Annotated in this window: 16 protein-coding genes and 1 pseudogene; 3 read left to right on the forward strand and 14 right to left on the reverse strand. The window is 41.2% G+C overall.

Going from position 1 to position 14,882, the window contains the following annotated elements:
• Positions 1 to 50: 50 nt before the first annotated feature.
• Both AUR67_RS16150 and AUR67_RS16155 read left to right on the forward strand, forming a co-directional pair.
• A complete protein-coding gene (locus AUR67_RS16150; protein WP_055020595.1) occupies positions 51 to 758 on the forward strand; it encodes a sulfite exporter TauE/SafE family protein in 708 nt (235 codons plus the stop codon).
• Between the two features lie 27 nt (positions 759 to 785).
• The gene (locus AUR67_RS16155; protein WP_235591853.1) at positions 786 to 1,670 is read left to right on the forward strand and encodes an SMP-30/gluconolactonase/LRE family protein; all 885 of its coding nucleotides are present in this window, start codon (positions 786 to 788) and stop codon (positions 1,668 to 1,670) included.
• Here the strand turns inward: AUR67_RS16155 and AUR67_RS16160 are convergent.
• The 3 genes from AUR67_RS16160 to AUR67_RS16170 are packed head-to-tail and all read right to left on the reverse strand — an operon-like array spanning position 1,665 to position 3,959.
• Positions 1,665 to 2,552: a LysR family transcriptional regulator gene (locus tag AUR67_RS16160; protein WP_054562975.1), complete on the reverse strand. Its 888-nt coding sequence runs from the start codon at positions 2,550 to 2,552 to the stop codon at positions 1,665 to 1,667. The genes AUR67_RS16155 and AUR67_RS16160 overlap by 6 nt on opposite strands.
• Before the next feature lie 54 nt (positions 2,553 to 2,606).
• A complete protein-coding gene (locus tag AUR67_RS16165) occupies positions 2,607 to 3,473 on the reverse strand; it encodes a pirin family protein (RefSeq protein WP_058586040.1) in 867 nt (288 codons plus the stop codon).
• Positions 3,474 to 3,533: 60 nt separating this feature from the next.
• Entirely contained in the window at positions 3,534 to 3,959 is a 426-nt protein-coding gene (locus AUR67_RS16170; RefSeq protein WP_054562973.1) for a DoxX family protein, read from the reverse strand.
• 128 nt (positions 3,960 to 4,087) lie between these two features.
• Between AUR67_RS16170 and AUR67_RS16175 the strand changes: the two genes are divergently transcribed.
• Positions 4,088 to 4,624, forward strand: coding sequence for a hypothetical protein (locus AUR67_RS16175; RefSeq protein WP_058586041.1), 537 nt, complete (start codon positions 4,088 to 4,090; stop codon positions 4,622 to 4,624).
• A 26-nt stretch (positions 4,625 to 4,650) separates the two neighbouring features.
• Here AUR67_RS16175 and AUR67_RS16180 read toward each other — a convergent pair whose 3' ends face one another.
• The 11 genes and pseudogenes from AUR67_RS16180 to AUR67_RS16230 all read right to left on the reverse strand — a co-directional run bounded on the left by AUR67_RS16180 (position 4,651) and on the right by AUR67_RS16230 (position 14,787).
• Positions 4,651 to 5,493, reverse strand: a complete 843-nt coding sequence (locus AUR67_RS16180) for a DUF4198 domain-containing protein (protein WP_054562971.1) — start codon at positions 5,491 to 5,493, stop codon at positions 4,651 to 4,653.
• Between the two features lie 9 nt (positions 5,494 to 5,502).
• Positions 5,503 to 6,003 carry a DUF2271 domain-containing protein gene (locus AUR67_RS16185; protein WP_055198551.1) on the reverse strand — a complete coding sequence of 167 codons (501 nt, stop codon included), beginning with the start codon at positions 6,001 to 6,003 and terminating at the stop codon, positions 5,503 to 5,505.
• Positions 6,003 to 6,635, reverse strand: a complete 633-nt coding sequence (locus tag AUR67_RS16190) for a PepSY-associated TM helix domain-containing protein (RefSeq protein WP_058586042.1) — start codon at positions 6,633 to 6,635, stop codon at positions 6,003 to 6,005. The genes AUR67_RS16185 and AUR67_RS16190 overlap by 1 nt, the downstream gene beginning before the upstream one ends.
• Before the next feature lie 196 nt (positions 6,636 to 6,831).
• Positions 6,832 to 7,221 (reverse strand): annotated as a pseudogene (locus AUR67_RS16195) (YbaN family protein); the annotation flags it as partial.
• Positions 7,221 to 7,799: a biliverdin-producing heme oxygenase gene (locus tag AUR67_RS16200; RefSeq protein WP_058586043.1), complete on the reverse strand. Its 579-nt coding sequence runs from the start codon at positions 7,797 to 7,799 to the stop codon at positions 7,221 to 7,223. The pseudogene AUR67_RS16195 and the gene AUR67_RS16200, both read right to left, overlap by 1 nt.
• Before the next feature lie 329 nt (positions 7,800 to 8,128).
• Positions 8,129 to 8,518, reverse strand: a complete 390-nt coding sequence (locus AUR67_RS16205; protein ID WP_058586044.1) for a YbaN family protein — start codon at positions 8,516 to 8,518, stop codon at positions 8,129 to 8,131.
• Entirely contained in the window at positions 8,515 to 9,105 is a 591-nt protein-coding gene (locus AUR67_RS16210) for a biliverdin-producing heme oxygenase (RefSeq protein WP_058586045.1), read from the reverse strand. Before AUR67_RS16210 ends, AUR67_RS16205 begins: the two co-directional genes overlap by 4 nt.
• A gap of 69 nt (positions 9,106 to 9,174) precedes the next feature.
• Positions 9,175 to 11,808, reverse strand: coding sequence for a TonB-dependent receptor domain-containing protein (locus AUR67_RS16215; protein WP_058586046.1), 2,634 nt, complete (start codon positions 11,806 to 11,808; stop codon positions 9,175 to 9,177).
• Positions 11,809 to 11,885: 77 nt separating this feature from the next.
• Positions 11,886 to 12,830, reverse strand: coding sequence for a FecR family protein (locus AUR67_RS16220; protein ID WP_058586047.1), 945 nt, complete (start codon positions 12,828 to 12,830; stop codon positions 11,886 to 11,888).
• An 11-nt stretch (positions 12,831 to 12,841) separates the two neighbouring features.
• Positions 12,842 to 13,312 (reverse strand): RNA polymerase sigma factor, encoded by a 471-nt coding sequence (locus AUR67_RS16225; RefSeq protein WP_058586048.1) that lies wholly within the window; start codon positions 13,310 to 13,312, stop codon positions 12,842 to 12,844.
• 155 nt (positions 13,313 to 13,467) lie between these two features.
• Positions 13,468 to 14,787: a porin gene (locus AUR67_RS16230; RefSeq protein ID WP_058586049.1), complete on the reverse strand. Its 1,320-nt coding sequence runs from the start codon at positions 14,785 to 14,787 to the stop codon at positions 13,468 to 13,470.
• Between the last annotated feature and the right edge of the window lie 95 nt (positions 14,788 to 14,882).

Genomic DNA, 14,882 nt, shown 5'->3' on the forward strand with positions numbered 1-14,882 from the left:
ATGGGTTATAGAATCAACAGAGCTCATACTTAGGAAGGTGGTAAGAAAGTTTGACCGACTTTGTACTTGTTTATTTAATTCTGATTATTGGCGCTTGCCTGCAAAGTGTTATTGGCTTTGGTCTAGGCATGCTATGTGTGCCTGTGCTTTACTGGCTTATGCCAGAGCTGGTGCCTGGGCCAATGATTCTGAATGCGCTGTTTTTAACGTCGGTGTTAATGATTAAACACCGCGGTGCGATAGACATGAAACAAACAGGCATTTCCATTATTGGTGGTGCAGTAGGAGTTATTCTTGCTGCTGTGGTGATGTGGTATGTCAATGCGAAGCAGTATCAACTCTTGCTAGGAGTGAGTATTTTGGTAGTGGTGGCATTGTCTATCATAGGTATGAAACCAAAAATTTCCACCATTACAAGCTTACTTGCGTCAATGTCGTCGGGCTTTTTAGGTACCACAACGTCAGCCGGTGGCGCGCCAATGGGGCTACTCTATCAAGCTGAAGATAAAGACAAAATTAAAGCAAACCTGAGTGCCTTTTTTGTATTTATAAACTTGTTTGGCATTATTGTATTGATGCTGACAGGCTCTGCCGATATGGCCGATGTGAAGCTGTTCTTTTTCTGCTTACCCGCTATTTTAATTGGCTGGGGCTTGTCGTTTGTGATCAACAATAACCTCAATGAAAAGGCCATTCGCGGCATCATCTTGCTGGTTGCGGGCTTATCTGGTCTAGCACTTATTTTCATACACAGATAGAATGAGAATAGTTCAGCAGTTTGTGTAATGAAGCCTATGCTCGATGACACCATTAAAGTAATCATTTCTAGCCAATGCCAATTGGGCGAAGGTGCCTATTTTGCTAAGGCACATAACTGTTTATTTTGGGTCGATATTTTAGGGCAGCGTTTGTTTCGTTTGCAGTGTCAATCGATGCGAGTTAGCCAGTTTACTATGCCAGAACCGATTTGCTGGGTGATGGAAACCGAGCAAGCAGAGTTAGTTGCAGGCTTTGCGAAAGGCGTTTATAAGCTAAATAGTGAAGACTTTAGCCGCGAACTTCTTTACCCAATCGACCACGAACCCTCACAAAACCGCTTAAACGATGGTAAAACGTCTCGCCAAGGCTTTGGCTTTTTTGGCTCAATGGACTCTCAAGAGCAAACTACGAGTGGCAAGTTATACCGTTTTGGTCATGGTCAGGCTCCGACAGCAGTTGATCATGACTACACCATTAGCAATGGCCCTGCGGTAAGTAAAAATGGCCAGTTTCTATATTCTACAGACTCAGATAAACAAACAATCTACCGCTTTACTCTGAATGAGCATGGCGAGCTTGCTGATAAACAAGAGTTTATTCGCTTTACTGACAATATGGGTTTTCCTGATGGCATGACAGTTGATAGCGAAGATCATCTGTGGGTTGCTGCATGGAATGGTTATGGCGTGTATCGTTTTGCTCCAAACGGTGAGCAAGTACAGTTTATTCGCTTACCCGCACCGCGTGTTACGAGTGTCGCATTTGTAGGTGAAGAGCTCACGCACCTGGCGGTGACAACTGCGGCAGTAGGGCTAGAAGACTCAGTGCTCGCTGATTACCCTCACAGTGGTGGCGTGTTTATTCTCGAGCCGGGCGTTAAAGGTATTGCTGAAACGCCCTTGAAGCTATAGGTTTTCCATTACTTGATAACGCAACTCGCCAATAAACGAGCGTGCTGCAGGACCCAGTTTGTCACCGTCTTTAAAGAGTAAATGTAACTTAGCGCTGCGACTGCTGTTATGGGTTAAATTAAGTGCTTTCATTTGCCCTGCCGCAAGTTGTTTTTCTATCGCGACTTTTGGTAACCACGCAAAGCCCAGTCCATTACTGATCATATCAATTGAAGTGCGTAAATGAGTAACAGTCCAGCGTTGATCGGCACCTAACCAGCCACCATCTTGTTTGTGCTTATTCGCTGAATCGCGAACTACAATTTGGCGGTGTGATTTTAAATCTTCGAGGGTGATTTCACGCTCTATCTCATGCAAGGGGTGATCTGGGTGTGCTACAGCAATAAACTCGATATCACATAACTCTTCGTGAAAGTTTGCTGCAATTGGAAAGCCGGTAATGGCAATATCAACCTGATCGTTTTCGAGCAGCTCATTGCCCCCCATTAGCACAGATTCATGCAGCTCAATACGCAGTTGCGGGTATTGCGATGACGTGTCGTTAAGTACTTTATAAAGCAGTTGTTGTGGGAAAATAGCATCAACAGCAATGCGTAACTTACTTTCGATACCTTCACCCAAGGTTTGCCCAATGGCCTCAACTTTAGCAGCTTCATCAAGTAAGTAATTAGCACGGCGCAGCATCATTTCGCCGGCTTCAGTGAGCACGGTTTTACGGCCTTGAATGCTGAATAACTTTACATCGAGTGCAGATTCAATTTTGCCAACTGCATTATGAATACTCGACTGGCTTTTATGAATACCTTGTGAGGCTTGGTTAAAGCCTCCAAATTCAACAACAGCACGAAACATGCGCCACTGTTCTAGCGTAATTCTTAGCATGATGTTCCTTTGCTTACTTAACTACCTAATAGTACCTGTAAATGCTGAAAAAGTTTACTTTTTAGGTGAGGGCAACTCAATATACTCAAGCTCATCACCGGGAATTTTAGCAAAACGCTGTGCTTGCCAATCTTGTTTTGCTTGCTCGATGCGCTCTTTGCTGTAAGCAACAAAATTCCAGTGTAAATACGGGACTTTATTGAATTTACTGCCACCGAGTAAAATAAAGCGGCTGTGCATCAGAGTCGTTATTTCGCGTTCACTGTCATCAAGTAGTACAAAGTCGCCTTGGGTATAGCGAGTATCACCCACACTAATTTCACCGTAAATAACATACACAGCGGTTTCATGGTGAGGATACGGCTTAGTTATATGGCTACCTTGCTCTGCTACCGTATCTACATAAAACATCGGTGAGTAGCTTTTCACAGGGGAGCTTAAGCCATAGGCATCACCGACAATGAGTCGCATCAGCACGCCTTTTTCGATTTTCTCAGGCAATTGCTGTTTTTTGATATGTTCAAAACGTGGTGCTATTTCGGTCATACTCTCAGGTAATGCAACCCAGCATTGCAGACCATTAATGTCGTGCTCGCTCGCCCGCACTTCAAGGCTTTCTCTTTCTGAGTGAACTATACCGCGACCTGCGGTCATCCAGTTAACATCGCCGGGTTCTATTTGCAGGCTATTACCTAGCGAATCGCGATGGTAAATACTGCCAGTAAATAAATAAGTGAGCGTTGATAGGCCAATATGAGGGTGAGGCCTCACATTTATGCCTTCACCGCGAGGAAAGTGATTTGGCCCCATGTGGTCAAAAAAGATAAATGGGCCAACCATTTTTTTGTCAAAATGAGGCAAGATGCGTTTTACATCGAGCCCACCAATATCATGGCTGGTTGCTGTTAATAACGTTGCCATATTCGCGCCCTCTTAAAAACAAATTCAGCCAATAACCTAGGTTATTGGCTGGGATAAATATTATGCCTGACTACGTTTTAACACTAGTTGATCTAGGCTGATTTTGCCTGCACCAACACTGGCTAACGCTAAAAAGCCGCCTGCCATTGCAATGTTTTTGTAGAACATTAAAAATTGCATTTGATCATCAAGCTGAAAGTGGAATAACAAAGCACTAACTAGGCTGAAACCAGCAAAAGCGACAGCGGTTAGTTGTGTTAAAAAGCCCAGTAAAATAAATAATCCGCCAACAATTTCAAAGGCAATTACAAACGGCAGTAAGAACTCTGGTAAACCTACTGATGCCATGTACTGTGCTGTTGCATCAAAGAATTCTATTTTGCTAAAGCCGGTTAGTAAAAAGATGGCCGATAAACCAATTCGTGCCAATAAAGTGCTAATATTTTGTAAGTGTGGTTGAGCTGAGATTAAAGTAAAAAGTTTCATAGTAGGTATCCTGTTTAGTTAAGCAGTGTGTCTGCGATGGAGTAACTATAAGTTCACTTTAAAAGAATTAAAAATAGTAAAATTAGCATTTATCATTCTTTAAAAAAGAACATAAAAGGAGGTTGAATATGAAGTTGTTGTTATTAATAGGGTTTTGTTTTTCGGTGGCTACAAGTAGCTTGGTGTTTGCCGAACAAAATTTACCAAATAGTCGTCATTATGAGTTGCTAGCTTCAGATATTGCGGTGCAGCAAAGCTGGCAAGTTAAAGACACAATTAAAGGTTATGAGATGCTGGAATATCAAATTAACCTTAATAAAGGCACTACTTTAAAGGTTGATTTTGCTCCATCAAATTCAAGCAACTACTTTAATATTTTACCAAAAGGCAACCCAACTGCTTTGTTTGTTGGCCCGGCAAAAGGTGATCATGCCGAGATTAAAATTCCTGATAATGGCGATTATGTGATTCGGGTGTTTCTCATGCGCAATGCTGCGCGCCGTGATGAGCAAAGTGAATTTACAGCAGATATTAGCGTCGTAAAAAGTATATTAAAAGGCATGCACCCAAGCTGGGATGTCGATGGTGATGGGGTAAATGATTGCGAGAAAGACGGTAGCTGCGATCACACGGTTGACTACAGCCTTCCTCGAAAGTCGAATTAGGCCTTTGCTAAGGCCTAATCAGCATATTATTCAGGCGCTACTTCAAGCGTTGTGAACAATGAATAACGTACGTTATCGATATCAGCCTCTGTTGGCTTTTGATTTACAGATGCTTCAATCAAATACATATCGGCGTGAGCGAATGTCACAGTAAAGAAACCTTTCTTATCGGTTGTTACTTTCACTTCGTCACGCTCATTGCGGTAGCGCGCACTACCACGAACAATAGCAAGCTCAACGTCAGCGGCTGGTTTGCCATCCATTAATAACTGGAATTTAGCTTCTTCACCAGCAAATAGATCGTTCGGGTGAGTAGGTCCTGAAATTTCTAAGCCTTGACCAAGCAATGTTGGCTTAGAAGTACCATTACGGCTTACAAAAGTATCAACAGTTGCGATTGATTTTACAGTGCGCACGTCGGTTGCGCCTGCTGGTAGGTCTGCTTCTTTTTTACCTGCGAAAACACGGCCGCGATTGCCGTCTTTATCTTTATAGAAAGTCATTAGCATTGGCTTTTGCTGCATAGCAATATGGTAAGTACCATCTTGCGTTAAGCTCACTGCCGCTGAGTTTTTGCGTTTTAAATAGTATGCACGAATCGTTTCTTCAACCGGCTTACCATTTGGAGCAAGGGCAATTAATAAGTTGTCGTCATACTCTGCGCCTTTTTGTTTTGGGCGGTATGCTTTATCTGGGCTAAACAACTCATTAGAAATACTGGCATCGATCATCACATAGTGAGTTTTCTCACCAGATAAAGAAGTGTGAGATGGCATTAACCAACGGGCATGTGCTTGTGCATAGCCAGATGCAATTGCTGTGAAGGTCACGGCGCCGATCAGCGCCGTTTTTAATAATTTTAATTTCATTGTTTGTCCTTAATTACTGGTAATGGTAACAAAGCTAGTCGCGAACTCTTTTTCGCCTTTAATTGTGACTTTGCCGTCTTTCGTTAAGTCGATTTCAACGCGGGTGTAATCTCGGCCACCTTCTTCACGTACAACTTCAACATTTAGTAGGTAGCTACCAGGTTTAACTGGATTACCTTTTAAATCTTTACCTTGCCACTCAATGGTGTAAGTGCCAGGGCGTTTTGTTGCACCTGTTACACCATCAAAGCTGTCGTTGCTACGACCTGCTTTTCGCCACCACTGACGTAAGTCTTTAAACCATTCAGCTTTTTCGACCCAAAGTGCAATAGTGGTAACGTGTTTACGTTCAGGTGTTTCTAGCCATAACGCCACGTAAGGGCGATGATATGGAGAAACATCTAGCTCAGGTAAGGTAAATTCAACGGTTAGGTTGGGATCTTTTGCAAAGCTCAGTGGGCTGAACAAACAGCCAATTAGTAGAGCAACGAGTAAGTGGGCTTTTTTCATTAAGATACTCCTTTAAGTTGAGGCACCCAAACTAGATAAATAACCAAAGGCGTGGCAACACCAAGCAGCGTTAACCAAAGGCCTGCGGCACGTTTTTTACGGTTTTGAAAGAGAATAAATAATCCGGTAATAGCAAACAGAATCATCAAAACAGCTGAGATATCAATGACCCAGCTCCATGCTTCGCCTGTATGGCGGCCCTTGTGTAAGTCACCAATCAGACTCATAAAGCCACCAGTTTGATAATCAATATTAAGTTCACCGGTTTGAAAATCGATTTCGGCATAGGCAAAGCCAGCCGGAAGCGGGTAGTCGAGCATTACCAAGGCATCTTCTTTTTCCCACTCAATACTCTTTACATTGCTGAGTGAAAACTGCTGTTGCATGTATTGCTCTATTTCAGGGTAAAGGCTTGGTAATGTGTCGAGGTTTGCTTGTGCTTTTTCGAATAGCTCTGCAGAAACAAGTAGTTGGTTCTGACCATTATGTTTATCATTTTCGAGCCAACTAACGTGGTTAAGAATGATGCCACTGACACAAAATAAAATAAGCAAAAAGAATAAGGCCGTTGAAAGGTATATGTGTAAGGCGCGGCTAACGCTATAAAAGCTGCGTTTGTTAAATGAGAACATAATGCGGTTTATTCGTTAAAGATACAAATATGATAATGATTTGTATTACTGATAACAAGCGGGTTTACGTTCTTTACATTTCTTTGTGCTAGAAATGAATAGCGAGGTAAGCCATAACTGCTAGTTGCGAACTGAGAAAACAAGCAAGCAACATCAAGCGCATCTGTGTGGTTATATTAACTTGAATTAGGGTTGGTTTATTTGGTTCAGATGGGCGGTTAATTAAATAGGCTAATACGCTCAATTCAATCACTGCTACTAAATACATCACCCAAATTGGCGCGGCACTTTGTAGTAAAAAAGCATATCCGATAGCCATACCAAAACCTGCTAATAACTTAGCACGGGTAGGGACAACCTTATGCTCTTGCCAAAACCTTAACGGTTGGCCGTATCTAGGGTGGTTTAGCAGCCAGGCAGAAAGCTTGGGTGATGAGCGGGTAAAGCACGCCAATGCTAGAATAAAAAAGATAGTCGTCGGCATCACAGGTAATGCAATACCTATGATACCTAAACCCACCATCAATAATCCGAGTAATTGATAGCAGCCATTTTTATAGGCGGTAAACGCCGCTCTCACATTCATCAATAAAGTTGGGCCTGATAAAACTTAAATCGTTGTAGTGCTTGCTCGGCACCCTCTATCAAGGTGGCTTGTTGCTGTTCACAGAGCTCAAGGTTATCAATAAGATGACTTAGTTGACAGCCTTTAGAGTATTCACTGGCTTTAGCTAGGTAGCGTGCACCACGTTGATTATTTAACTTTAGCTCAGCTTCTACCTGTTTGCCTAATGTAGCTGCAGAAAATTGCGCTCCTTCAATTACATACAGCCAACCAAGTACATAGGCAAAGTCGGCATTTTGAAAGCGGCAGGGTTGCTGTTGATGATTTGGTAATGGGTGCTTTAAATCATCTAAGTCCTGCTCGATTAAAGATAATCGCGTACGATCATGTAAGTTATCTATATATTGATGTAAACCAGCATGCTCGTAGAGGCCTTTTAATTCTAACTGGTAGGCATACTGTAAGGTTAAAAACTTTTTATAGTTATCTAAATCAGCACTAGGCGCTAGCGCTAATAAATGATGATCAATATCATCGGTTATGGTGCTTATCGCTTGTTTTAGCTTTTCAGCTCGAGAAAGTAGCTCGAGTATTGGCATGAATATGTTCCTCAGCAACGTCTATAGAGTAAATGCACGGGATAGTTGATGTTGTCATAGGGTTATACCCATAATTTCTAAGTGATAATCAGACAAAGCTGCTATACAGCTTTTGACAATAAATCGGGCTTAGAATGATGTTATATAATAATGATTTTCATTTGTATATCCAGAAAATGTTTTTACTAAAGGTACAGATCGGACCTGAATATTCTTTGTTTTGTGTTTGTAACGTTTTATCAATATTCCAAAGCTACATTGTTAAAAAGTAAAAAAGCATGGAGGTGTTTGACTGTGAAGTTTAGTTCCAACATGCTTTATAGCATGTACTAAGCGATGCTTGATGGTCGTGTAAGGATATATGTCACAATAAGAATCTTTATAAAACCAATCATGAAAACCAGCCATAGAGCGGGTTCTGCTAAGGCTAATAATGAGAAACTAAAACATATACACGTTACTGCCATGAGCTTTGCTTTGACAGGTATTACTTTGTTTTCTTGCCATAAACGCAATGTTAATCCAAAGCGAGGGTGGTTAAGTAACTGCTTTGCATGTGTTGGTGAAGCATGACTAAAGCACACTAGGGCAAGTATAAAAAAAATCGTTGTTGGCATAATAGGCAAAGCCATACCTACAACTCCTAGAGCTACTAAAGTAAACCCACTTAGTTTTAGTGTGGTTTGTTTGTACCTTATTAGTCGAAGGTTAAATTTCATGAATACACTTGGCTTTGAAATTGTTGAAAGCGTGTAAAGGCTTGGCGAGCACCTTCAATTAGAGCAGCTTCTTGGGCTTGTGTTAGCTCTAACGTGTCTATTAGTTGTGTGAGTTCTCGCCATGCACTTCCTCGACCTGCTCCAGGTCCTTTCAAATATCGAGCGCCATGGTTAGCATCGAAGTTTAGCTGTGCCTCTACTTGCTTACCAAGCATCGCAGCTCCAACTTTTGAGCCCTCAACAACATAGAGCCAACCTAAAGCGGTAGCAAAATCTGTCTCATGGGTGATAGAAGGTTCTAAAGGGGTTTCTGGTAATGCGTACTTCAGGTCTTGAAAGTCCTGTTCTAATAAAGACAAGCGACGACGTGCGATTAGATCATTTATATGCTTAGCAAGTTCTGGGTGTTCGTATAATGCACTGACATCTTTCAAGAAGTTGTACTGTAAACTTAAAAATAATAGATAGCTGCTTGTATCGGCAAATGGGTTTTGGGCCATGATGCTTTTATCGACATTATTGTGCACATCTGTCGTTGCTGTTTTTAGTGCTTGAGATCGCGAATGTTCAGTAATGGTAAGAGACATGTTTACTCCATAGATAAAGCACATTGCAGTGAAAAATGATCGCTGCAATGTATAAGGTAAAATAAGAACTTAAAGTTTGATTTCTAGGCCAAGAGTAATGGTCTTTCCTGGCTCGGGCATGGCTACAATAGAACCCGTTGAAACTTTATATTGGTCAGTTAGATTCGTAACAGATGCATAGCCGCTCAGGCTTTCGTTGAACGTGTAATCAAGGTAAAAATCTAATTGATAACCAGATGGGATATACTCAAGTGCATCAACACCTGTTGATGATAAGAAGCCGCCAGGGTGGCGCTTATCGGTATGCTTTTTATAAATAAAACCTGTATCTAATGAATCATCAAACAAGGTTGCACCGATATTGACGATGTAACTCTTTTCTGGAGGAATTCGCAACGGGGTTAAACTGCCTAAAAAGCCTTCACTATTACAGCGTTCGGCACCGCCAATATCTGTCAATTCATTTGAACACATGTCTACGTCTTGGTAATTGATCATTGATGCAGATGCATAGAGGTACTGACTTTTATAATCTAGTTTTAACTCGATACCGGGAAGTGTGAATGAGTCATAGTTTGTAAATGCATAGGTGCGTTGCCAAGAATACGCTTCAGGATCCTTGTTGGGTAGGTTCGCCGTAGCAAGCATATCTTTTATTTCAGTGTGGAATAGGCTGAAATTGAAAGTAAAGTTATCATTGGTTACGATGATGTCACTAAATGTGCTTTCAATATTCAATTCGTATGAATTTGTTCGCTCAGGAGTAATTGGGTAGTCGGGTGAGAAAGAAAACACCTCATTAGAAACGGTTCCCTCGTATAAACTCGGCATTCGATATGCCTTACTATACTTAGCAGATACAAATGTGTTGCCAATCAGAAGATATGAAGCTTGCAAGGTTAAATCTAGTTTAGCATCAAAGTCATGCTCTAATTCAGCTTGGCGGTCTTCAATTTTGGCATCATGAAGGTTCATGTTTAGTAGTAGTTCTAAGTCATTAAAATCTAATTGCGCATTAGCAAAAAAGCTATTTGAGGTTCGCTTACCATCACGTGATGTAGGGTATTTTGTATAGAAGGTGTCTTCATAACCTTCTTTTGGTTTTAATTCTTCAGACTGCCACGCATAGCCAGTGGTCAAGGTTGTAGGGATCTGGCTGGCAATTTTAAAGCTTGATACATTATAAGCACTAAAGCCTGAACGAGTATTTGCATACTGGTGGGTATATTGTAATGCGTTTGAACCTAGGTTGCTTGCCAATGCATTGTATTGATCTAATTTTGCATGCGTGTTCCAAAGGTTCACTTTCAAATCGATAAGTGAGTTGTTCGTTGGTAAGTAGTGGTAAATAGCACTGATACTATTTACATGTGCTGTACCAAGTTGCCATTGTGGCATTGCCTCTTCACCTGCAGGAATTTCTTCCCATGTGCCGTCAGGTAGGCGGCGGTAATCACCTTCTTCATATTTATGCCAATATGAAGCGAGCATTTCCCCAGCGGCTTGTTGATGATGGCGGGTATTGACTTCGAGAGTGTGTTCATCGGTAAACTCATAGCTAAATTTAGCTAAGTAGGATTCACTTTCAAAGCTCGTATTAACGACTTCTGCGCCAGGTGATACCGGAGGGTGAATTTCAAAAGTACTTAGCCAACCCTCAACAACTTCAACAAAATCTTCATAACCATTACTACCAGCAAAGTAGTTGCCGACCTTTTTGTCACTAAAAGCAAATACTGCGCTGAAGTCATCATTTTTATAAGCAGTAGCTAAAACCATTGACCCGTTTTCAAAGTCTGTAGTGTTATGGCTTGGCGCTACTTGGTAATACTCTTGCTCTACAGGGTCATCACTTACTTTTGGCATAGAGTTGTTGTTGTATGTTTTTAGTTTTACTAATGCGCCTAAATTTTGACCTTCCTTTAAAATATCAGCAGGGTTTAAAGTGCTCATACTGATTGTGCCACCGATAGCGCCTGCGCTAAATGGTGAGGCTTTTGCTGCAGGGCCTTTTTCGACATTCACTGTACTGATCAGGTCTGAGTCAATGTAAGTGCGATCAGAGGTGCCCATATAACCGCGGTTAGTGTGAGTAGACTGTAAGCTACCATCAATAAAAATGGGAACTCGGCCTTCACCCTGTACGCCTCGGATGCCCACGTCTAATGCACCTGCTTCGTTACGAATATTATTCGCCTCAATTCCTGAAAAAGTTGAAAAAATATCAGAGTTTGAGAGGCCGCTTGTGCGGTCCATCTCTGCTCGAGTTATTTTTAATTGCGTACCTTTTACTACGATAACTTCTATATCTTTTTGTTTTTCTGTTAAATCATTAGAGACAGCGCTGTCTTTACCGGTAGTAGAAGAGGTTGAGTTTATTGAATTAGTCGACTTTATAACAATACTGTTATCGATTACTTCTGCACGAATAGCTGTATTCTTAAGAGCGACTTCTAAAGCATCATATACTGATTTTTGGCCATGTATTGAAGGAGCGACAATACCTTCTAATATTTTTGCATCAGCAATAAGGTTCATGTTCGCTTGCTGTGCTAGTTGGTTAAGTGAGTTACTTAATGATTGCTCAGCAATGTTAAAAGTAAATACCGCTCTATCTTGAGCGGCAAGGGGAGCGCTTAGGGCTAACCCAAGTGCAAATGCCAAAGGTGATAATTTAGTGGTTAAAGAGTAAGGGGTTTTCATTCATTTACATCCAAGTAATTAACTAACTAAAATGAAAACGAATGAGAATGAGAATTCCTCAATAAAAACTTTATAAATTATAGTTTGTTTATAATTATCTGATCTTTTTCTGTTTTTACTTCAACAGGAACTACATGGGGTAATAATTTTAAAAAATTATCCAATTCTGAGGCATTAAATGTTCCAGACAAAGGTAGTTGGCTCAATTCATTGCTGGCAAATTTAAATTCTCTGTCATGGTATCGGTTGAACTCTACAAAAACTTCATTGAGAGGTGTGTTGTCAAAAATTAGTCGCCCATGTTGCCATGCATCAATAAGAGTTGGGTTGATATTTTCAACAGAGATACCTTGCTCATTAACATAAGCTTGCTGACCTTGTATTAGTTCAACGGTATGCTGATTACTTTGAACCTTGACTCTACCATGCGAGACGCGAATGCGTGTGTTTAATGGTTTTTTATCGACTGTAAACCTAGTACCTAAAACGGTTATTTTAGTGGTGTCTGTATTGACGATAAATGGTCGCTTGAGGTTTGTCGTGACATCAAATAAGGCTCGCCCTTTTACTAAGGTATTAGAGCGAATGTGCTCATTAAAATTAATGTTTAGGTTTGTTTGTGCATCTAAATATAGCTTAGAGCCTTCTGGTAGGTTTACTTCAAGCTGCTCACCAACTGCTGAGCTATATTGAGCACTGTAATCGCTGCTTTCAGTATGGGGCAATAATGTGAAACTGATCAGGCTTATCATGAATATCGCTAAGCATGCTGCTGTTGCCATCCATACATTTGCTTGTGAAAAACGAAAGACTTTTGATGTAGATAGATTCTCGATTTCTTGTTCTGAAAACTGTGCTAACAAACCGTCTATTTGTTTACTTTCTTCGAAGATAGTCTTGTGATCAGGGTTTAGTGAAAGCCAGTACTGAAATTGCTCTTCTTGCTCTGTAGTAAAGCCACACTTTTGCTGTTCTAGCCACTTATTCGCTTGCTCTTGCAATAATGTTTGCTGACGGTCCATTGTATACTTTCCTATTTTCTATTCAGTGTTTCACGGCATAACATCATGGCTGTTGCTAGGTGCTTTTCAACCATACTAACAGAAATGTTCATTTGCGATGCAATTTGATGTTGGCTAAGATTTTTAAACTTATAAAGTACAAAGGCTTGTTTTGTTTTTTGCGGCAGCTGTTCAATGCATTGGTAAAGTTGCTTGAGTTGTTGCTGTGCCGCGAATTTTGATTCTGGCTCAAAGCCAGCGGGAGCAATAAGATCTAGTTCAACCTCTTCGGTTACTTTTCGCTTTTTACGATACTGATCGATAACAATGTTTTTTGCTGTAGTAAAAAATAGAGCACGCTGCTGGGTTGAATCATGATTTGGATTGTTTTTCTTATGATTCAGTATCCTTAAGTAGGCTTCTTGTACAATGTTTTGCGCCTTTTCTTTACAGCCAACGGAGCGTGAAATGTAATTTAAAACTTCAGCGTAATAGCGTTCCAAAAGTCACCTTTTTAGGTAATTTAAAAAGGAAAAGGATACTAGCTGCCAGCCAACTAAATGGCAATAGTTTTCGTTTGTATTTGCAACTGGTTTGAGGTGTGACAAATAGCCCAGCGCAAGGCTGGGCTAAATAGGTGTATGGAGCACTAGGGTTACTAAAAGTAATAACCTATATTGATATTGAAGCGGGTTTCAGTCTCGTCGCTGTCGCCAGCAATTGAACCACCAACAAATGGTTGGTTTTTCGCTTGTACAAAATCAAAGTAAGTGAATAAGCCACCTGCGGCAACAGATACACCGGTTACATTCATCCATGTATCTTCGCTGTTATCTGACTTGTCATAAATGATGCCGTAGTCATTATAAAACTGCAGGTTTGTTACCGGACCCCACTCTACAGGCAGGCTGTAAGCGATATTAGCATTAGTCATGGTCGCTTCTGCGGCAATACTATCGTAAAACGCATAAGCACCCACGGCCATACGGTCGACGTTGTCGATATCGTAGTTATACTCACCATGCTGGAGCTGGAAATTCCATGGACCGATAGTACTGTTTAAGTGCACAGCCCAGGCGTAGTAATCGCCGGCTTTATCTTCACCGTCATGCAAGCCACCCGATAACGCAGAAACACCTAGCTCAGTGGTGCCGCCGTCATGCTCAAAGTGATAACCATAACGACCAGAGAAGGTGTTGTACTCACCAATCGCATTGGTTGGTTCGGCATAAACACCTTCATCAGCAGAGCGGAAACCAACAACATCATATGAGTAGCGGTCGCTTCTGTCGCTTACGTAACCATCAACACCACCTAGCTCATCATTTTTGAAAAAGCCAAGATCAATTTGCCAGTTGTCAGCAATTTTGCGCTTGAATAGCACACCCAGATCGTGGTCATCTTCAAGACCAATATAGTAAGTGGTGCCAAAGAAGTAGTTGTGTGAATTATAAGGCCAGTTACCAAAAGGCACTTTGGTAATACCTGCCTGCACTTGCCAGTCTTCAGCAAAGTCGTAGGCAGCATAGGCATACTTAACAGCAGTCATGTAATCGAAAAAACGGATCTCAGCGTTAAGCTGTACATCACCGACATCGCCTGCAAAATTTAGCCTGAAGATGTCAAAATCGAAGTCACCACCGCGGTTTTTATTACCATCGTTATAAGATGTATGGCTGAAGTTGGTACGTACTGCACCCCCGACCTTAATGCCAGATTCTTTTTTAGGAGCTTCAACAGCTGCTGTTTGTTGCTCAAGTTGCTTTTGCTGTTTTGCTACTTGTGCATCAATTTGCGCTTGTTTTTCGGCTTGTTGCTGCGATTTTTCTTCGGCAGCATCAAGTTTGTTTTGCAGTTGTTGCATTTGCTGTTTCAGCAATTGCAGCTGCTTTTGAAGGTCATCAATTTCAGATGCCTGACTAAGACTTGAAGTTGTGCCCAAGGCTATTGCGAGGGCTAACTTTGATAGTTTAAGCATGAATTTTCGCTAGTGTTGGAATGGGTACTACCAAGCATAGTTGATAATCATGCTGAACCCAAGACTAGACACAGAAAATTAATATTAATCAATCA

The organism is Pseudoalteromonas sp. XI10 (assembly GCF_001469895.1).
Classification (GTDB): domain Bacteria; phylum Pseudomonadota; class Gammaproteobacteria; order Enterobacterales; family Alteromonadaceae; genus Pseudoalteromonas.